Source organism: Endozoicomonas numazuensis, assembly GCF_000722635.1.
In the GTDB taxonomy this organism is placed as follows: Bacteria; Pseudomonadota; Gammaproteobacteria; order Pseudomonadales; family Endozoicomonadaceae; genus Endozoicomonas_A; species Endozoicomonas_A numazuensis.
On the sequence record NZ_JOKH01000001.1, the window covers coordinates 776,872 to 796,438 of the forward strand.

The 19,567-nt window shown below is 46.9% G+C and carries 16 protein-coding genes and 3 pseudogenes; 12 read left to right on the top strand and 7 right to left on the bottom strand.

The genetic code is table 11. The features are described from left to right. The first annotated feature begins 69 nt into the window (after positions 1–69). The 7 genes from GZ78_RS03475 (at position 70) to GZ78_RS03505 (ending at position 8,130) form a co-directional block, all read left to right on the top strand. A complete protein-coding gene (locus GZ78_RS03475; RefSeq protein ID WP_034834104.1) occupies positions 70–1,332 on the top strand; it encodes a hydrolase in 1,263 nt (420 codons plus the stop codon). Continuing rightward, the gene (locus GZ78_RS03480) at positions 1,329–2,360 is read left to right on the top strand and encodes an arginine N-succinyltransferase (RefSeq protein WP_034832801.1); all 1,032 of its coding nucleotides are present in this window, start codon (positions 1,329–1,331) and stop codon (positions 2,358–2,360) included. The genes GZ78_RS03475 and GZ78_RS03480 overlap by 4 nt, the downstream gene beginning before the upstream one ends. A gap of 88 nt (positions 2,361–2,448) precedes the next feature. Further along, the gene (locus tag GZ78_RS03485) at positions 2,449–3,264 is read left to right on the top strand and encodes a DUF1338 domain-containing protein (protein WP_034832802.1); all 816 of its coding nucleotides are present in this window, start codon (positions 2,449–2,451) and stop codon (positions 3,262–3,264) included. Positions 3,265–3,397: 133 nt separating this feature from the next. Beyond that, the gene (gene astA / locus GZ78_RS03490) at positions 3,398–4,438 is read left to right on the top strand and encodes an arginine N-succinyltransferase (RefSeq protein WP_034832804.1); all 1,041 of its coding nucleotides are present in this window, start codon (positions 3,398–3,400) and stop codon (positions 4,436–4,438) included. Positions 4,439–4,466: 28 nt separating this feature from the next. Beyond that, the gene (gene astD / locus GZ78_RS03495) at positions 4,467–5,933 is read left to right on the top strand and encodes a succinylglutamate-semialdehyde dehydrogenase (protein ID WP_034832805.1); all 1,467 of its coding nucleotides are present in this window, start codon (positions 4,467–4,469) and stop codon (positions 5,931–5,933) included. Between the two features lie 51 nt (positions 5,934–5,984). Beyond that, entirely contained in the window at positions 5,985–7,337 is a 1,353-nt protein-coding gene (gene astB / locus GZ78_RS03500) for an N-succinylarginine dihydrolase (protein WP_034832807.1), read from the top strand. A 235-nt stretch (positions 7,338–7,572) separates the two neighbouring features. Continuing rightward, the gene (locus tag GZ78_RS03505) at positions 7,573–8,130 is read left to right on the top strand and encodes a DUF4136 domain-containing protein (RefSeq protein WP_034832808.1); all 558 of its coding nucleotides are present in this window, start codon (positions 7,573–7,575) and stop codon (positions 8,128–8,130) included. Positions 8,131–8,139: 9 nt separating this feature from the next. On the opposite strand, the gene GZ78_RS03510 is transcribed toward GZ78_RS03505, so the two are convergent. The 3 genes and pseudogenes from GZ78_RS03510 to GZ78_RS03520 all read right to left on the bottom strand — a co-directional run. Beyond that, on the bottom strand, positions 8,140–8,781 hold the full coding sequence (locus tag GZ78_RS03510) for a glutathione S-transferase family protein (protein ID WP_051785781.1): 642 nt from the start codon (positions 8,779–8,781) through the stop codon (positions 8,140–8,142). A 248-nt stretch (positions 8,782–9,029) separates the two neighbouring features. Beyond that, entirely contained in the window at positions 9,030–10,664 is a 1,635-nt protein-coding gene (locus GZ78_RS03515) for an IS1182 family transposase (RefSeq protein WP_051785764.1), read from the bottom strand. A gap of 67 nt (positions 10,665–10,731) precedes the next feature. After that, positions 10,732–11,379, bottom strand: a pseudogene (locus tag GZ78_RS03520) (IS91 family transposase); the annotation flags it as partial. 202 nt (positions 11,380–11,581) lie between these two features. On the opposite strand from GZ78_RS03520, the gene GZ78_RS03525 reads away from it, so the two are divergent. From GZ78_RS03525 to GZ78_RS29940, 3 genes are all read left to right on the top strand, one after another. Then, positions 11,582–12,043, top strand: a complete 462-nt coding sequence (locus GZ78_RS03525) for a hypothetical protein (RefSeq protein ID WP_034832811.1) — start codon at positions 11,582–11,584, stop codon at positions 12,041–12,043. A 779-nt stretch (positions 12,044–12,822) separates the two neighbouring features. Then, the gene (locus GZ78_RS03530; RefSeq protein WP_034832813.1) at positions 12,823–13,065 is read left to right on the top strand and encodes a FitA-like ribbon-helix-helix domain-containing protein; all 243 of its coding nucleotides are present in this window, start codon (positions 12,823–12,825) and stop codon (positions 13,063–13,065) included. A gap of 143 nt (positions 13,066–13,208) precedes the next feature. Next, on the top strand, positions 13,209–13,463 hold the full coding sequence (locus GZ78_RS29940) for a PIN domain-containing protein (RefSeq protein WP_201772643.1): 255 nt from the start codon (positions 13,209–13,211) through the stop codon (positions 13,461–13,463). Between the two features lie 101 nt (positions 13,464–13,564). Here the strand turns inward: GZ78_RS29940 and GZ78_RS28705 are convergent. Next, a pseudogene (locus tag GZ78_RS28705) lies at positions 13,565–14,464 on the bottom strand (IS1595 family transposase). Positions 14,465–14,641: 177 nt separating this feature from the next. Here GZ78_RS28705 and GZ78_RS03550 point away from each other — a divergent pair. Then, positions 14,642–15,820: a ribosomal protein uL16 3-hydroxylase gene (locus tag GZ78_RS03550; RefSeq protein WP_034832817.1), complete on the top strand. Its 1,179-nt coding sequence runs from the start codon at positions 14,642–14,644 to the stop codon at positions 15,818–15,820. A gap of 215 nt (positions 15,821–16,035) precedes the next feature. Here the strand turns inward: GZ78_RS03550 and GZ78_RS28085 are convergent, their stop codons facing one another. After that, positions 16,036–16,266 carry an IS200/IS605 family accessory protein TnpB-related protein gene (locus GZ78_RS28085; protein ID WP_081869653.1) on the bottom strand — a complete coding sequence of 77 codons (231 nt, stop codon included), beginning with the start codon at positions 16,264–16,266 and terminating at the stop codon, positions 16,036–16,038. Between the two features lie 384 nt (positions 16,267–16,650). On the opposite strand from GZ78_RS28085, the gene GZ78_RS03560 reads away from it, so the two are divergent. After that, the gene (locus GZ78_RS03560; RefSeq protein WP_034832820.1) at positions 16,651–17,328 is read left to right on the top strand and encodes an iron-containing redox enzyme family protein; all 678 of its coding nucleotides are present in this window, start codon (positions 16,651–16,653) and stop codon (positions 17,326–17,328) included. 60 nt (positions 17,329–17,388) lie between these two features. On the opposite strand, the gene GZ78_RS03565 is transcribed toward GZ78_RS03560, so the two are convergent. Further along, positions 17,389–18,384, bottom strand: coding sequence for a hypothetical protein (locus GZ78_RS03565; RefSeq protein ID WP_034832821.1), 996 nt, complete (start codon positions 18,382–18,384; stop codon positions 17,389–17,391). Positions 18,385–19,165: 781 nt separating this feature from the next. After that, a pseudogene (locus GZ78_RS03570) lies at positions 19,166–19,550 on the bottom strand (ATP-binding protein); the annotation flags it as partial. Positions 19,551–19,567 lie beyond the last annotated feature (17 nt).

The following is a 19,567-nucleotide window of genomic DNA, read 5'->3' on the forward strand; positions in this document are numbered from 1 at the left end:
CGCCAGAACAAAGCTAATATCAGAATGGAATGCCTGCTTATTGTGCATTTCAATAAAAAAAGGTGTTTCATGTCCGACCTTCTTGCCCCGATTCACGCCCAGTTAAAGAGTCTGGATAGCCTTCAGGCAGAAATGCTTAAACACACCATTGAGTTGGCTGAAATAAATTCTGGCAGCTTGAATGCCGAAGGTGTAAATCAGGTTATGGCACACCTCCGACAATTGACCGCATCGCTGGGTGGAGCTCAGGAAGTCATTGATCTGAAACCTTATGAGGTTATTAATGATCTGGGAGAGGTGACACAACATGAGCTGGGCAAAGCACTGAGAATTCGTAAACGCCCGGAGGCTCCGCTTCAGGTTTTTCTATGTGCTCATATGGACACCGTTTTCCCCAAAGACAGTCCTTTTCAAAACGTTGTTTATCTGGATGAAGATACCATTAATGGTCCAGGGGTAACGGATCTGAAAGGCGGCATTATTGTCATGCTGAATGCACTGAAAGTTTTGGAGGCAAGTCCCTGGGCAGAACATATCGGCTGGGAAATCCTGTTTAATCCCGATGAAGAAATTGGCTCTCCCGGCTCTGCCTCCCTGATCAAAGACGCAGCAAGCCGCGTGAACCTGGGCATGATCTATGAACCCAGTTTCCCCGATGGTAGCCTGGCGGGCCAACGCAAAGGCAGCGGTAACTTTACCGCCGTCTGCTATGGCAAAGCCGCACATGCTGGCAGGGAGCATCATCTTGGTCGCAATGCCATTCGAGCTTTATGCGACTTTGTATCGGCCATGGACAAACTGAACGGTAAACGTGAAGGAGTCACTTTTAATCCCGGTTATATTCATGGTGGTGGCCCAACCAATATTGTGCCAGACAAGTGTATCAGCCGATTCAATATCCGCCTTGAAAGACCCGAAGATGAAGCCTGGTGCCTGCAGGAACTCCAGATGATCGTGAATGAAGTCAGCAGCCTAAACGGCATTCGTCTTGAGTTACATGGCAATTTTGGCAGAAAGCCCAAAGTTCTGTCACCCGCTAACCAGCAGTTGCTTGCACTCGCTAAAGAGTGTGGCCATGCGTTGGGGTTGAGCATTGATATCAAACCCACAGGGGGTTGCTGCGATGGCAACAATCTGGCTTCAGCAGGGATTCCCAATATCGATACGCTGGGTGTACAAGGTGGACATATTCACAGCGAACAGGAATATATGAAGATCAGCAGCCTGGTACCCAGAGCCAAGCTGAGTGCTGCCCTGCTACTGACCCTGGCCAGAAATGAAGCGCTGGGTAACGGTAATGACTGGCTGAAGAGAAAGGAGGCCAAGTCATGAAAGTCGTCAGACCTATTGAATACCATGACCTCAGCGCTTTGGAAGCGTTAGCCAACAACGCCCGGGGGTCAATGACAACGTTGCCGGCCAATCGAGATCATCTGGCAGAACTTATTTGCAAAACCCGGGACTCACTCAAGAAAGACATTGAGAGTGCCGGGGAAGAAAGCTACCACTTTGTGCTGGAAGATTTGGACAGCGGTGAAATTCTGGGAATTTCAGGCATTATCGCGACGGTCGGACTGGCCGCTCCCTTTTATAATTTCCGGGTGGACGAAGAAGTACATGCCTCCGACACCCTGCAGACCATCAACCGAATGACAGCTTTAAAGCTTTGTCAGGATTACACAGGCTATACCAGCCTTTGCACTCTTTTCATGTCTCCAGATAATGACAGCTGGTCTAACCTTCAGTTGCTGAGCCGTGCGAGGCTGCTCTTTATAGCTGAGAACCGTGACCGCTTTGCGGACCGGGTGCTGGCAGAAATTCAGGGGGTTGTTGACGAAAACGACCGTTCAGCCTTCTGGGACAGTCTGGGGGCTCATTTTTTTCCTATGGAAATGTCCAAGGCCAACTATCTAACCGGACTTCAGGAAAAGAACTTTATTGCAGACCTGATGCCCCGGTATCCGATCTATACACGCTTGCTGCCTAAACAGGCCAGAGCCGTTATCGGCGAACCCCGGCCCGATAGAGAACCAGTGTTTAACATCCTTGAGCGAGAAGGCTTCAGCTACCAGGGATACATTGATATTTTTGATGCAGGTCCAACCCTTGAGACAGGGACAGATCGTCTGACAACACTGCGTGACAGCCAGATCTGCAAGCCTGAAGCGTCCAGCACACCCACAGGTGAAGAAAAACCTTTTACAAACAGCAATGACTATCTGGTAGCAAGCACATCTACCCAATCTTTTCGATGCATCAGTACAGCTTTCAATCCTGAAACCGCTGTTCTGACGCAGAAAGAAATAGACCGGCTGCAACTGAGTGACGGCGACCCCGTCAGAGTTGTCAGCCGCTATTAAATCGCCATGTGCTCTGATAGAGCTATGAGCAACACACTTTTTCATCATCACCCCTGATGAAAAATGCACAAGGTAGAGGAATCAGGCAATGACAGAAGCCAAAACAAACAATATCAAACCTCTTCTGGAAGCCATGTGGCAGAACTATCTGGAATTGACCCCTGACGCCAGGAAAATCCATGCACTGTTTGCCAATCAGAATGATGGGCTAGTGATCAATGATCATATTGCCCTGCGCACCTATAATCTGGACAAGGTCAACCTGGAGAAAGTGGCTCGTCCTTTTCTAGAGGCCGGCTATATTGCTGGTGGTGACTACGATTTTCCAGGCAGAAAGCTGGTCGCCAAGCATTTTCAGCATCCAGATGACACACTTCCAAAAGTATTTATCAGTGAGCTGCTCGTCGAAGCGCTTTCTGAGAACGCCCAGAAAACCATTCACAACCTGGTAGAGCAGGTCAGTGACCAGGCAGCGATGCAAGATAACTTCTGCTTTTCAGGCCGTCCATGGGATGTCAGCCTGCGAACTTATGATGAACTGTTGCAGGAAAGTGAATACGCTGCCTGGGTGGCTGCATTTGGGTATCGTCCCAACCACTTCACTGTATCCATCAATCACCTGCAATCCCACGATGACATTCATGTTCTGAATCAAATGTTGCAAAACCACAACTTTGTACTGAATGAAAGCGGTGGGTTGGTGAAAGGCTCTCCCGAGGTATTGTTGGAGCAGTCTTCTACCATGGCAGGTAAAGTCAGCATCCGATTTTCAGATGGCGAAAGGGAAATACCCGGCTGCTTCTATGAGTTTGCCAAACGCTACCCTATGTCTGATGGCAAACTTTATCAGGGGTTTGTGGCAGCTTCTGCCGACAAGATTTTTGAAAGCACTGACACCCAGTGAGCTTGCTGTTTTCTACCTCATCGACCTGAACGAGTTCAGTCCTGAGGAACACAGCAAAGCAGTCATTCCAACAGCTGCATTGCTCAACCCAAAAGAATCATAATACACGACCATTGAGGCCTGACTATTTCTCATGATGATTATCAGACCGATTAAAGAACAGGACCACGACGCACTCTGGCAGATTGCCCAGATTACCGGCGTAGGCTTCTCTTCACTGCAACCTGACCCGGAAATGGTTCAGAAAAAACTCGACTGGGCAGTCAAATCCTTCCGTGCAGACAAAGCATTGGAAGAGGCGTACTACCTGTTTGTAATGGAAGATACTGAAACAGGAAAGGTCGTCGGCGTGACCGGTATTGAGTCCGCTGTTGGCCTTAAAGATCCCTGGTATAACTACAAGGTCAACACTCAGGTTCATGCTTCCAGAGAGCTGGATGTTTATACCCGCATCAAGACCCTGACACTCTGCAGTGATTATACCGGCCATTCAGAACTGTGTACCTTGTTCCTGACCCCTGAGTTCAGAAAGTCCTACAACGGGCACTTACTATCAAAATGTCGTTTTCTTTTCATGGCGGCCCATGAACCACGCTTCGACGACAGCATCATTGCAGAACTGCGCGGTTACTCCGACGAAGATGGTGAGTCCCCCTTCTGGGAAGCACTGGGCAGACACTTCTTTGCCGTCGATTTTGTCGAAGCAGATCAACAGGTTTCTCGTGGTAAATCCTTTATCGCAGAGCTGATGCCACGTAATCCTATCTACACCAATCTGTTACCCGCCAAGGCACAGAGCGTCATTGGCCAGACTCATCAGGATACCGTACCCGCCAGAAAACTACTGGAGAGCGAAGGCTTCAGGTATACCGGCTATATCGATATTTTTGACGGGGGCCCGGTTCTGGAAACCCAGGTTGATGACATTCGGGCGGTCAGAGATTCTCGACGCTACCGGGTTAGAGTTCATGATTCTGTGGACACAGACGAAACTGTCTGGTTGATCGCCAACAGTCAATTCCGAGATTTTCGCTGTATGGCCGGACACCTGTCATTTGAAGGACTGGAATTCGTCAATATCAGTCGAGCTCAGGCTGAGGCACTGAATGTACAGGAAGGTGACGAACTCAGAGTCGTACCACTCTTCAATCCACAACGAAACAGTCATCGATAACCAGCCCTGAGCATATAGGAGTTAAATTATGAAAGGTTCTCTATTTATTAAAGGGCAGTGGCTTCAAGGTGAAGGCCAGACATTCAGTTCGCTGAACCCTGCCAGCGGTGAAACCGTGTGGAAAGGTGCTGCCGCCCAACCTTCTCAGGTTGACCAGGCCATTTCAGCCGCCCGCAAAGCACAACCCGAATGGGCAGCAACATCACTGGAAGACAGAATCAGTCTGGTGCGCAAGTTTGCAGAGCTGGTAGAACAGAAGGCCGGGGTTCTGGCTGAAACCATTGCCAAAGAAACCGGTAAGCCACTCTGGGAGTCTAAAACAGAAGCAGCTGCCATGAAGGGCAAGATTGAGATTTCCATCAAAGCCTATAACGAGCGCACCGGAACGATAGAAAATGCCATGCCGGGGGCTCGCGCCTTTATACGACATAAACCTCACGGTGTGGTCGCTGTTTTCGGCCCATACAACTTCCCGGGGCACCTGCCTAACGGACATATCGTTCCGGCACTGCTGGCAGGCAACACCGTTGTGTTCAAACCCAGTGAGTTGACCCCGGCAACGGCCGAAGAAACTATTAAACTCTGGGAGCAGGCAGGACTACCGGAAGGCGTGTTAAATCTTGTGCAGGGCGAGAAAGAAACAGGCATTGCTCTGGCTGGACATAAAGCTATCGATGGCCTTTTCTTTACCGGCAGTTCCAACACCGGAAGACTAATTCATCAACAGTTTGGTGGTCAGCCAGGAAAAATTCTGGCGCTTGAGATGGGTGGAAATAATCCTTTAATCATCACAGAAGTCGAAGACAGAAAGGCCGCTATTCACGATGCTATCCAGTCCGCCTTTATCACTGCTGGTCAGCGCTGCACATGTTCCAGACGCCTTTTCGTTCCAGCTACCGAATGGGGTGATACCTTCATTAACCAACTGGTTGAAGCCGCTCGAAACATCAAGGTGGGTCAATGGGATGATGAAGAACAACCCTTCATGGGAGCTGTTATTTCTGAAGCCGCTGCAAACGGCATTCTTCAAGCTCAGACACGCCTGAATCAACTGGGTGGAGAGTCTCTGCTGCCGGCCAGAAGTTTGAAAGAAGGTACCGGTCTGTTATCCCCCGGAATTATCGATGTCAGTGCCATTAAAGAACTACCGGATGAAGAATACTTTGGTCCCCTGTTACAGGTGATTCGCTATCACCATCTCAACGAAGCCATAGACCAGGCCAATGACACTCGTTACGGACTGTCGGCAGGTATTTTTAGCGATAGCCGGGAAGACTATGAACAATTCCTGCATCTGAGCCGTGCCGGGATCGTCAACTGGAATAAGCCTATCACCGGTGCCAGCAGTGCTGCACCTTTCGGTGGTATCGGTGACAGTGGTAACCACCGCCCCAGTGCTTATTTTGCTGCTGACTACTGTGCCTATCCCGTTGCCAGTGTAGAAGCAGAAAGCCTTGCCCTGCCTGAGAAGCTGTCTCCTGGTCTAAAACTTTAATTGATACAGACAGGCCTGTGAGCCTGTCTGAGCTTTGGAAAATATATACGCATGAGTAAAACAGTTGAAGCAAATTTTGACGGTCTGGTAGGCCCAACACATAACTACGCAGGCTTATCTCTGGGCAATATAGCCTCAACCAGCAATCAGTCTGCACCTTCCAACCCAAAACAGGCTGCTTTGCAGGGCCTGGCCAAGATGAAAGCATTGCACGACATGGGGTTGGTACAAGGGGTGTTGGCACCTCACGAAAGACCTGACGTTTATACCCTGCGCAAGCTAGGCTTCAGCGGCAGTGACGAACAGGTTCTTGCTCAGGCTTCTCAACAGGCCCCCAAAATTCTGGCTGCCTGCGGCTCAGCGTCGACCATGTGGACCGCCAATGCTGCTACCGTATCACCCAGTGCTGATACAACATCTGGTACTGTGCACTTCACACCCGCTAATCTGTGCAGCAAGTTCCACCGATCTATTGAGCATGAGACAACGGGTAATATCTTGAAAGCCGTTTTCTCCAGCGAAAAACATTTCACCCATCATCCGGCGCTAAACAGCACCTCTCATTTCGGTGATGAAGGCGCAGCAAACCACACCCGTTTCTGTCAGAACTATGGAGAGGCCGGTGTTGAGTTTTTTGTCTTTGGTCAATACAGTTTTGATGACTCAAAACCTGCACCGTTACGATACCCAGCCCGACAAACAATGGAAGCTTCCCAAGCTATTGCCCGAAGACATCAGTTAAATACCAGTAGAACAGTCTTTGCCCAGCAAAACCCTGAAGTCATTGATCAGGGCGTTTTCCATAATGACGTGATTGCAGTGGGTAACCGCAACGTCCTGTTTTGTCATGAGAAAGCGTTTCTGAATCAGGCTCAGGTCTACAATGACCTGAAAACAGCCTATGGCCATGATGATTTCTGTATTATTGAAGTGCCTGAAAGTCAGATCCGAGTTGAAACGGCAGTAAACAGTTACCTCTTCAATAGCCAGCTACTCAGTACATCGGATAATAATATGACCATCGTCGTACCTTCTGATTGTCAGAGCGATCGACAGGTAACGGCCTATCTGGAAGAGCTGGTAGCGTCCAATAATCCCATTAATGACGTCAAAGTGTTCGACCTTCGCCAAAGCATGAACAATGGGGGAGGTCCCGCCTGCCTGCGATTAAGAGTGGTACTAACCCCCGAAGAACTGTCTGCCACCAACCAGGCCTGCCTGATGAACGAAAGCCTTTACTCAACGCTTTGCCAATGGGTAGAAAAACATTATCGCGACAGATTGAAAGAAACTGACCTTGCCGACCCTCAATTGTTAGTTGAGTCTCGCACAGCTTTGGATGAACTGACCCAGATTTTAAAGCTTGGCTCTGTTTATCAATTCCAAAAAAACCAATCCTCTTAGTCCAATACGGCAGGCATGCTCTCATGTCTGCCTATTTCAAACACGCCTTCTTTTGCTCAGTTTTAATAATAGTTAAGGAAGGTACGAACAAGTCCGATGCCTGCTCTTCAAGGCATAACAACTGAAGGACAATGTAAATTCATAGATGAACAAACAGGTCATTGAGAAACTGAAATAAATATAGCAACATCGGCGCTTATCAAACTTTTGATATTCTTATTCTTCGGAGAAAAGCATGAAATTCACGGCCGCTGCTTTGCTTACCGCTATTTCTATCATGCTTGCAGGCTGCGTCAGTGTGACGATACCTCAGGAAAAGCCCAAGGTTTCACCTTTATCCATTACGTCTTCCCCTCTTCACCGTTTTTCTCTAAAGGACTTTGATGGATTAATGTTCGAACCCATTATTCCTGGTGAAGCTGACCCGATGTTTCCCAATCGTGACAGTGTCTATCAAAACATAGAATTCGAGATTGCCCACCAGCTGTCTGCAAAAATGAACATTAATCCCGAGCAACTGCCTCAAGCGCCACTGATCGTTCGCTATGGTATAGCTTCTGACACAACGGTTTCTGATGCTGAGCTGGTTCGTTTCTTTGGGACAACGCCAGGTCTTGTCACCAAACCGGGTCAGGAAAAACTCACCATCGCCATCGCATTGGTGAGACCCACTACCGGAGATCCACTCTGGAAAGGTGTCGCCCAGGGCACTATTGTACCAGAGCTAAACAGTGAGATGCGTCTGGCCAGAGCAGAAGCCGCTATAGCCAGAATGCTGAGTAACCTTCAATAAAGGAAGTGTTTATTCTTTATTGATAAATTTCGCGTCTTCTTTCATTCGTAGCTGGAATGCAGGATGTGCCTTGACCCGTTGTAGATAAGCGGCAAAGAGTGGGTACTGTGCTGCATCAGGATCAAAGCCGGCATAGCCAGCATTAATAAAATTAGACCCTATTGCAATATCTGCCATCATTAAAGATTCACCCAACAGAAAGCCATTTTCAGGCATAACACTTTCCATATATTGAAGGGTAGAGGGCATATTGTCTCTGAGGTTTTTCTGAACTTTTTCTTCATTGGTTTCCATACCCAATAACGGTTTCACAACACGTTCAAAATATAAACCTTCTGCCGTCACCTTCATCAGAACCGTATCTGCGTATTCCTCAAACCATCGAGCCTTTGCTTTCAGAACGGGATCAGTGGGATACAATGCCACGTCAGGGTAACGATCTTCCAGATACTCACAGATAATGGTTGAGTCTGCTAACTTGACCTCGCCATCTTCCAGGGCAGGAATCCTTTTTAAAGGACTTATTTTTTCAAAACCCTCAGGAGTATGAAAAGGAATAACCGGATCCAGCTCATACTCCAGACCTTTCATTTCCAGAGCCACCACGACCTTACGCACCATGGGGGAAAGTGTTGCTCCATAGACTTTCATTATTATTATCCTTATACAGACTTTGAGAATCCACTCAGGACTTTCTTCAAAGAGAGCAAGAAAATCCTATGGTATTTTTTCACGAACTCAAAAACACTGTCTGATACTACCAGAGGAAGAAGACAACAAGAAAACATCCCTCCTCTACTTACTCCTCTTTATCTTTCAGATATTTCTCAACATGCCAGTCTTTCTGGCCCAGCTGGTTCACCAGGTTGTTAAAACGAGGGTGTCTTAAAAGCCAAAATTCAAACCCAGTGAGGCGCTTTGCTCGGTGTAGAATGACACTTCATTGGGACTCTTTCCCAGCTGTCCATTTTTTCTATAAATGGGTGACACTTCTCAAACAACGCCCAGAGAAGCCAGTTGTACCATAAAATAGCGTAAATATTGGCCTTTACAGCCCTACTCAGGTTGTAAGCCAGCAAGTGCAAACCAAATTCCAGTTTAACCTTTTCCAGCCCCTTGCGACGGAAGCGGTTTAATCCCTGTACATCCCGTAAATAGGCAAACACAGGTTCAACCATCGCCTTCCTTTTGCTGAAAGACTTTTTGGCTTTCGGATGCTGCATAACCTGCCTCAGTGCATCTTTAGCATCATCCATTGCATAGCGCTTTATGCGCCGCCCCTTCTTATTGCTCGTGCATTTATCTTTGAGAAGGCAGCCTTCGCAAGGCCCATTGCCATATATCTTCTGCTCCTTTGTGCGAGCGCTCCCTTTTATCTTACCAATGGGAGTCAACTCTTTTCCTGCAGGGCAACGATAAACGTCATTGGTTTCATCGTAATAAAAATGTCCCTTCTGGAACTTTTTGGATTCTTTGGGTTTGCCTGGTTCTTTACCCTCAGGGCATAGCAGGCTGATATCGTGCTCCAGACTGGTTGCAATGACTTCATCATTAAAATAACCAGCATCCAATAGCATTTCATCGACTGGTTTACCCGTGATCTGCATTGACTGATCAAGCATTGGATTTACGACAGTAGTTTCATTGGTAGGGTCTACAGCCTGAGCCAGTACCACCCGCTTGTTATTAGCTAATACGGATGGCTTGTAACTCGTTGTGTACCCTCGCCCCCGTTTCATCTTTTGGACAACAGCTTCAGGCTCTGTAGGGCTTACGACAGCACTTTCTGACTTACCGTTCTTCTTTCGCTTCGCGTTGCGTTCAACGACTGCTTCGAGAGCACTGCTGGCCATCTCCAGATTCTTTTGGCTTTCAGGGCAATCTGGATGGTTGTCAGCTTGCGTTTGTGCTGCTTCATGCACCTGTTGCGCAGCTTCCTGCTTCATCAGGTTGTAATTTGAGCAAGCGGCTTCTATAACGGTCCCATCACCAGCCAGACAACTTCCATCGGAGTCTGTTTTTTTGAGAACGGCTCGTGTCAGGCTTTCAAAGAAAGCACCGGTCATGGACTCGCTGTGCATATTGATGAAGCGACCAATAATGGCATGGTCTGGAAAAATCCCTCCGGTAACCCACATACAGCCAAGATCGACACGGGCTAATCGTTCCAGAGTTCTCAACGAGGTAATGCCTTGCATAATGCCATAGAGAATCAAACCCATCATATTACGGGGTGAATAAGGAGGACGTCCTTCTAATGCATACCTTTGCTCAAAATCAGACCAGTCCTGTTCATCAAGAAGGGATGCAACGGTAAAAGGTGTTTTTTGACCGGTTAGTTCAAGGTGCTCTTTCAGGTTAGTGTTGCCAAGAGTGATTGCGTTGGGGTCAGGAGCAACAAAACGTCGTTTGCCTGTTTTGTTGGCTGATCTTTTGGATTCATCCTGTTTTTTGTGATCAGAACTACTGGCTGTACCTGAAAAAATATCGAGCTGTGGAGCAGTATTAATTTTTATTTGAGTTCTTGTCGTCATGCTGAAGCCGGTAAAGCTACTTGAATATACAGATTACCGGCTTGTAGTAGGTTTTGCGACACCCTCTAAAACGAGCGGGGAGCAGGTTGTCCGGTTTTCTTAACAAGTCTGCGTATTGCTTCAAGGCCGCACAGAATTTCCCTCTGAAGAGCCGCATGATGACGTGATAAGGCAGGAAACATTTTTTGACCGGTTGAACCCACTCTCCCTGAGTATTCAGTCCACCATGACTGATCAGACAATGCAGGTGGGGATGAAGACTCAAGTTACGTCCCCAGGTATGCAGGTTAAGAAGAAAACCGGTATCGGCTCCCTGGTACTTTTTGTCGTTTAAGAGTTGTTTAAGCGTTTCACTGGCGCTCTGGAACAGGATGTCGGTCATCAGGCTACTGCTCATCAACCAGAGTTCATTCAACTCATGGGGAAGCGTAAACACCAGGTGGCGATGAGTCGTATCCAGAAGAATATTCTTTTTACTGTCGAGCCAACGTTCAATTTGTATTTTGTTGCACTGGGGGCAGTTACGGTGTCGGCATGAGTTGTAACTGACTCGTTCAACATGCCCTTCGGGGCAGGCTTGTATATGGCCACCCATAGCGGCTGTTCTGCAGCTTATGAAGTCACGGGCGGCTTTATAATGATGCAGTGGCAGTTTTTTGTTTTTGGTTTAGGCTTCAAAGGTCTGTCTGAATATCTTCTGAACGGTTGTGTTCATAGGTTCTATCGGATAATTAAGAACTCTCAAAGATAGAACACAATCCGGCTATCAACTTGCTCCAGCGTAGCTGGGCGCGTCCAACGCCTGCTTAAGCCGCGCCGCCACAGGTGGCGTCGAGTGGAGGGGCAAAGCCCCGAAACGAACTGGAAGCATTTGTTATGCCTATACTCAAATCCAAGTTAATGACAGGTAGGCAAAAATGAACTCTTTAGGTCAGAAAGTTTTTGTAACTGTTCTCATAGTATTGACTATAAGGTTAGTTGCTGCTGATGACCAAATTGAAATTTGTATATCTAGGCAGCAGTTGAATACAAATATTATTCAACAGCAACAGAACCCAATACAAGCAGAACAAGTAGCGGTATTTTTAGGACAGCAGGCAGCTAATCACGTTATTCCTGTTCTTATTCACGGAACTAATATGCCGAATAACCAGCGAACAAATTATTTGGGCAAAATTTTTGTAGGGACAGTGCTTGTAGCCTCTACCATAATCATATTAGTTGGTGTAGGTCCTCTTGTGTGGGGGGCAGTAGATATAGGTGATGGTTTAGAAGAAAAAGACGACACTGGCCTGATTACAATTGGCAGTAGCGGATTGATTATTGGCATATTAGGTATTACAGGAAGCGTCATTTATTTGATTTGTAAGTGTCGTTAAGAGGCATAACGCTTGCATCAGGTGCGCCTCCGGCGTCACCTGGATTTACTTGATACTTATTGAGCCTTCTCCCCAGCTTACTGCCAAAACAGTAAGCTGGAAGGCGACGAAACCAAAAAGGAGAAGACCCAGAGCCGCTTATTACATGTTAAAAACAGGGAGCGTTTTCGATGAAGCACGACTCTTAAACGGGTAAGTCGCCACAGGCAGTAAGCTCGACGCCTAACTGGTCATTATCGCGAAAATTATGGCTACAACCGTCCCAACAGATGAATGGTCCGCGAGGCCGAGAGTGTTGCAGGTATTTCAACAGCGCGAACCCGGTTTTTTGATTAGATGCTGCCTGTGTGCGCAACAAGAGAACTTAGCAAGATCGTTTACACCTGAGCTGAGCCTGAAACTAACTGGACGACACGAAGCATCTTATTTGAATAGTGCCAACAAGGGTTAACCGATAAATGTCTCGGCTTTGGCATCCTGCGTCGCTCTATCGACTATGTCCATATAGTCGTAGTGCCCCTGAGGTTAACAGGAGTAAACCATCAGGCAGTGGTGAGACCACAGTAAGAGAGCCTCAATATGTGTTTGCTGTAAACGATTGATTTAACAGCGGATCATGACAGAACGAAGTTAATGGCTCTTGCTAAGTTATTTTTTATTGGCTCCTGCTGCCAAGGGTACTGTTTTTACTCTTGACACCGAGTTGGCTCATATGTGTTAGGTGCGTTGTTTGACCGGATGGCATTTAGCAACCATTATGAAATTTTGGGAGGCACATAATGCCAGCAATTACGGTTAAAAACATACCTGAAACTCTTTATAACAGGCTCAAAGAAGCAGCCTCTGTCCACCACAGAAGCATAAATAGTGAGCTAATTCATTGCCTTGAGCAAATGCTCTTGCCTAAACGGGTAAACCCCCATGAGCACTTGCAGCGTGCCAGGGAACTACGCAAAGGAATTGATACCAACTTGGTTGATATTGAAAGTATCCAAGATGCAATTAATGAAGGCAGAGCATGATTATTGTCGACACTAACGTACTTGTTTATCTGTACTTGCCAACGAAATATACCCCACATGCGTAAAAACTTCTTGAGATTGATCCGGTATGGGTTGCTCCTCACCTCTGGCGTAGCGAATTTAGAAATGTTTTAGCTCTGTATTTGAGAAAAAAACTCATTACCTACGACAAGTCTCTTCAGATACAGAATGAAGCTGAAACATTAATGGCTGGCAATGAATACGATATTAAGTCTCTGAATGTATTATCACTTGTAAATCAGAGTAACTGCTCAGCATACGACTGTGAATATGTGTCGTTAGCTATGAATCTTGGAACAAAACTGTTCACCATGGATAAAAAAGTGATTTCTGAATTTCCTCTCGTCGCAGAACCATTACGTGATGTAGAGTTGTGAGCACCTAACGCCTAAATCAGCCGCGCCGTAGGCGTCACATGGATTTACTTGATACTTATTGAGCCTTCTCCCCAGCTTACTACCAAAACAGTAAGCTGGGGCTAAGTTGCCTTTATCTGTTGTTTGAACCAATGTTCTGCGATTTTTTCAAAAAGCCGTTCACCCGTTAATTCGGCAGCCTCTGTCAAGAGCCGCCGCCAGCCCAGATAATGTTTCAAATATTTGGTTGCAATTCCGTGAAAAGCACCATAAATCCCCCTTTTCAAGTGGCTGTGGTAAGCATTCACATGCTGGATATGGAAAACACCTTCGATCACGTGTTGTCCAGCCGATGTTACTAACTCTTTCAACGGCAGTTCCATATCTCTGGCCGGCTTTTCATGAGCCAGACTGACGTCAGCGCATAAAATAGCTTTTGAAGACAGATGACCTTTGAGGTGCTTTTGCATCTTCGAGGCACTTTCATCGCAGAGAATACCGTCAACGGTATGTGAGGAGCGGTCTCTTGCAACCAAAACGGGGATATTACGGCAATCCGTTTTTTTATCATTACCTCTTTATCTGGCGGGTCTTGGCAGTCCCGATCTCTGCCCTTTGAAAGACTCACGCAAAAAGGTTTCATCCAGTTCAACAATATCACCCAAATCATTTCCCTGGTCATTCTCCAGCACAGCAAGGAAGCGGTGTCGCCAGCGGAAAGATGTGTGTAGGGTGACGTAGTCGAGCTATGGGGGTTCCTGTTAATGCATTAAATGTCTTATGGCATGACTTGCAACGGTAGCGTTGTCTTCCATCACTACAGCCCCAGCGCTTTATTTGATCACTTTTACAATGAGGGCAACTGGGTTGTTCAGAGAATTTCTGTTCAATGGCGGTACTCAGGTTCGGCTGATGAGTGGCTGCCTTAAGCTCTGGAGAAAGGGCTTTATTGAGAGTATTTTTCTGATGGCTGGTCAATGTCGAATAGCATCAAGAAATGCTTTGAAGAGAGCATATTGCATAACAGCATCCCTAAAAGTAGGAGGCTGCTGCATTATAGTTCAAACAACGGGTAAGGCGAACTTAGCCACAGTAATGGTTGGAACCGAAGAAAAGAGGCCCTTTGAACAACGAAGAAGAATCCGACATCTTCTGCTTGTGGTATTCTTCCCCCATACTTCCCTATTGCTTACTTTCCCATGACAAATTCCATTCTTGGTACGCTTTCACCCAGTGTTTTTCTGCAAAACTACTGGCAAAAGAAGCCCCTGCTGATTCGAAATGCCATCCCTGACTTTCAGTCTCCCCTTTCTGCTAACGAGCTGGCAGGACTGGCTCTGGAAGAAGACGTTGAATCCCGTATCGTTCTGGAAAAAGGTCAGAAACAAGAAGAAGGGCCGTGGCAACTGAAAAGAGGCCCATTCAATGAAGCTGATTTTTCCCGCCTTCCTCCCAGTCACTGGACACTGCTGGTACAGGCTGTAGACCACTGGGTTCCTGATGTTCACTCGCTGCTGGAACACTTCGATTTTTTGCCTTCCTGGCGGCTGGAAGACATTATGATCAGCTATGCAACAGATGGTGGATCAGTGGGCCCTCATTACGATCATTTTGATGTTTTCCTGATTCAGGCTGAAGGCAAAAGACGTTGGCAGGTTGGCGCGGTCTATGACGCCTCTTCACCCAAACTGGAAGACACTGAGCTTCACATTCTGTCAGAGTTTGAAGTTCTGGAAGATTATGTCCTTGAACCAGGCGACATGCTCTACCTGCCACCGGGTGTGGGTCATCATGGTGCTGCCGAAGGCGAATGCATGACTATTTCCGTAGGCTTCCGGGCTCCCAGTCATCGCGAGATTCTGATGCAGTTTACCGACTTCATTGCGGATCAGTTACCAGAAAGCCTCCGCTACTCAGACCCTGATCAGGCTTTACCCAAACAAAAGGGAGAGATTGATGAAAAAGCTCTGGATCGACTCCAGCAAATCCTGAAGGAGCATATAGAAGATCGCTCAATGCTAGCGGAATGGTTTGGTGAGATGATGACTCAACCCAAACATGAGCAGCCTGTAGAAGAGTCCTGGCAAAGCTGGGAAAACCTGACGGAAGAAGCTGAAGGCGTTGAACTGGTGCTTAATGAAGGCTCAAGGCTGGCATTCAGGGAAGAAAAAGACACGTTAATGCTCTTTGCCGATGGAGATTCTTTTGAGTGTTACTCAGCCACGTCTCGACAGTTAGCTCAAGAGTTATGCCAGACTTCACAACTGGACTCTGCCCAGTGGAGCTCAATTGAGGATGAAGAAGGTAAAGAGCTATTGCTCAAGTTGATTAACGCAGGCTGTATTTATCCGTTTTTCGATGAAGAAAATGACCTGTAGATAAGAGGAAGCAATAGCTTCCCTTGTTCAACCTAAATTCAGCAGTTGACCGCTTTCACTTTTCTGTAAGCCTTGGCATTCAAGCCATAGCACATCAATGACCACTCACCTTTTGAGTGAACGGATGTACGGTCTGCGACATACCCGCATTCACACGTCCATAACCGGATATTTAGAAGCATTTCCTCTTGCTTGCGGCCACAGCAGGAACAGGTTTACGAGGAAGCAAACCACTGGTCGATCTTCACCAGATGGTTACCCGTCTGTTTCGCTTTGTAGTCGAGCTTTGCTACAAGGGAGTGCCACCCTGCATCAGCTATGGATCGGGAAAAACAATGATTCTTGAACATGTTTTTGACCTTCAGCGTCTCTACAATCAACGCTTTGTTTTCGTCAATGAGTTGTCTGGAAAGTTTGTGCTGAAAGTCATTGCGGGCAAAGGCTATACGCTCATGCGCCTTTGTTACGAGTAATCGGGCTTTGACTCTAGCTTTTCAAGGTTCATTCCAACATCCAGTTGTTGAAAAGCATTCTGACCAACATGGCTGCACCCTACAGCCAATACAATTATTCTCTTCATCCTGCTCACTCTTTAATCACACTGACTTTCAGTCCAGGAGCCTGTCGGACTTAAGACACTTTCGACCTGAAATCCAGAAAGAGCAGCCAAGCGTTATACCCCATACCGCTCGTACTGAGTCTGACGGCAACTACTCGTCCCACCCGAAGGGCAAAACAAAAAGGTGGCACCTCAGCAACTGGAAATCTTTTCAATATCCACTACTTTGAGGTATCACTCAGAATTATATTTATAAGGAAGATATTTACTTATGTTTCAGGACTCCCTCCATACATTGTGCTGTCAGTTATCTCAGCAGTACTCCAGGGAATTAACCGAAGATGAAATAATAAGATCGATTCACATTTATAAATTTCCAACCATTTTAGGCAGCATCTGGTCTTTTACCGGTCACTTTTATAAGTGGCCACAGACTTTATTAACCCGTGATGATCTTCCGGAATCGACCAGAACCTCTTTGGAAGAAAATTTACAGGATGAATTAGGTCGTTGCGGAACAGCGCCTCATACCCAAATGTTTATGGATATGGCTAAAAGCATGGGTGTCACTTTGGATGGCTCTCAGCCGCCAGGCCCCTTGATGGCGCAAACACTGAAGAATGCGAAAGAATTACCGGTCAATAGAGCCATTGGTGCTTTTTTTGCCAATGAGTCACAATCCAAGTGGGGGGGCTTTATCAACGTTTTTTCGAATCAGCCCGGTATCAATATGGAGTTTTTCAACATTCACGCCCGTGAAACCCAACACACTCAATCACTGCTCAACGGGGTTATTGAAGACGACATCACCGACTTGCTCAGTGGTGTCATAGCGTTTTCAAAATCCAGAGCTACTTTTATGAATTCAATACGGAGCCTGATCACAAAGCCTGTAGCTCCCTTAAAAGAGAGCAACATCCCACTTTATACAGAACAACTCAATTATTGATGAAATCTACCTGCTCTTCTCAGTTTCTGGCGTAACAGATGAGCCTTGAGGTCGCGATGTTCACTGCTGTTTTTGCTTTTGCAGTTGCTCTGAATTTAACGCACTATCCTCATCTTCATTTTCTCCGGGCCTGGTGACATTTTCAGGATGGGTTTCTGTTGCACCAGGCTCTGACTCGCTACCCTTGGCTTTCTTCATTTTTTCCTGAGCGGATTCAGGCAGAGCATCGACGACGACCCTGGTGCGGTCAGACCGGTTCAAACCTTCATATGCTTCAAGCCTTACGGGTTTATGTCGAACCTCTTTCCACTGTTTTTCCCACTCGTTATCATGATCTCTCTCGCCTTCCTCATATTTATTGTCGCCCAACTTATCGGCTATCTGCTTAATGGTGCCTTTTAGCTCCGACAACTTATTAAAATCGTCCTCGGCCTTATAGTTTTCAAAGTTGGCTACCTCATGTTCTGCCAGCACCTTTTTAGCGGTATCCCATAACTCCTGAAAATCATCCCTCTCCATGAGTTTGTCGTCCCATGGAATAAGAGTGACAGGATCCTTACCAGGCAAGGCAATGGTCACCTTTAGATCTTTAGGCGCATTTTTTGGATTATCCAGCGCTCCTTTAGCTCGCCCTAGCAGAGAGAACTCCTCATAACGATCGGAGACCTTTGCAGCTTCATCCAGCTTCTCTTTCTGCTTGGCCTTAAGCTCATCCTCAGACATCGTTTCAATCTCTCTGGCTTCTCTGATCGCTTTGGCTTCAGCTGTCTCTTCTTCTTTTTCCTTCTTTACAGGGTTTTCAGACGATGCTTCTTGAGTGCGTTTGAGTCCGGGTGTTGTAGAGGGTGGAGTGGAATTCGTTTGCCTGTCAGTAATAGGAACATCAGGCGTCTGCTTTTTCTGAAGCTGACTCAGCTGTGGGTCAGGCGTCACTGGACCGGTGACTTTATGAATGGGTGTCTTCCCATCTGATGATACCGGAGCATTGCCGCCAGAATCGCCTGCCGGCACCTGAATATGACTGTTTCTCCCTGTAACTTCCATACCACCGCTCATATCTAGCTCCAGTACTGTGAATAACCATGACTCGGATCATCGGCAGAGATCACCCTGAAATGAGTGGCCCCAGAAATTTTCTACTCATTGGCTGGCACTGACTGTCTTGGAGTTAGCTCAACCACAGTTATGTTTTTCAACCTTTTTAACTGTGTTCCTGACCCAGTAATATCAGTTATTAGAGTCGTTACAGAACCAGAAAGGCTATTGCATTTTACAAGATCGAGTAGGAGGCGGGGTTGCCCCCGCCGTCCTCTCACACCACCGGGCATACGGTTCCGTACCACGGCGGTTCCTGTAAATTCAGCTTTTGATGTAACACGTCGCCTGCTGCCTAATAAACACCTAACCCAAGCTTCAGATTCTGTCTTCCACTCTTTCGGATTTAAAGGCCTCTTTCGAGCATCTGTTCTAAACAATCAGAGATCGCTTACTTCACTTTATTTACAAGTTGAACCCTTCAGCTTGCGGTAACAAACCTACTATGGCCTCTGCTGACTTCTGCCTCCCCATCTCAACACCTCACGATGTTGATAGCCAGTGGCAGGGATACAGATCTCCCGAGGTAATGCGCGTGACCTTCCCACTTATACCCGCCGCATCTACGTCCGCAGTTTCCGTGCAAGTATTGGGCTCTTGTGCCCTTTGGGTATTGAAGATATTGGCCTTCTTACTGTTAACTCCGCTTTGAAATGACCTTCTTCCACCGGTTTGAGATGACCCATTTTCAGCAATACTTTTGACCCGCTTTCAACGGTTAAGTTCACTGTGTGTTTCAGGTTTATTTCTTGGCAGGAGTGCCTTTGAGTAACCCAGCTTTGCGCTTCTCTTTCAAGCGGTAACTTTCACCTTTGATATTGAGAGTCGTCGCGTGATGCAACAACCGATCAAGTATCGCTGTAGCTATAGCTTGACCACCAAAGATTTCACCCCAATCAACAAAGCTTTTATTCGAGGTCAGGATGATGCTTGCCTTTTCGTAACGGCGAGTCACGAGCCGGAAGAACAGGCTGGCCTCATCCTGATCCATGGGAAGGTAGCCAATTTCATCCAGTACCAGTAGCTTTGGATACATCAGTTGCTGCATCTGCCTTTCAAGCCGGTTTTCCTGTTGCGCTTTTTTTTAGTGTCGTCATCAGCTTGTCCAGACTCATAAATGTTCGTCGGGCCAGTGTTTTGCCTT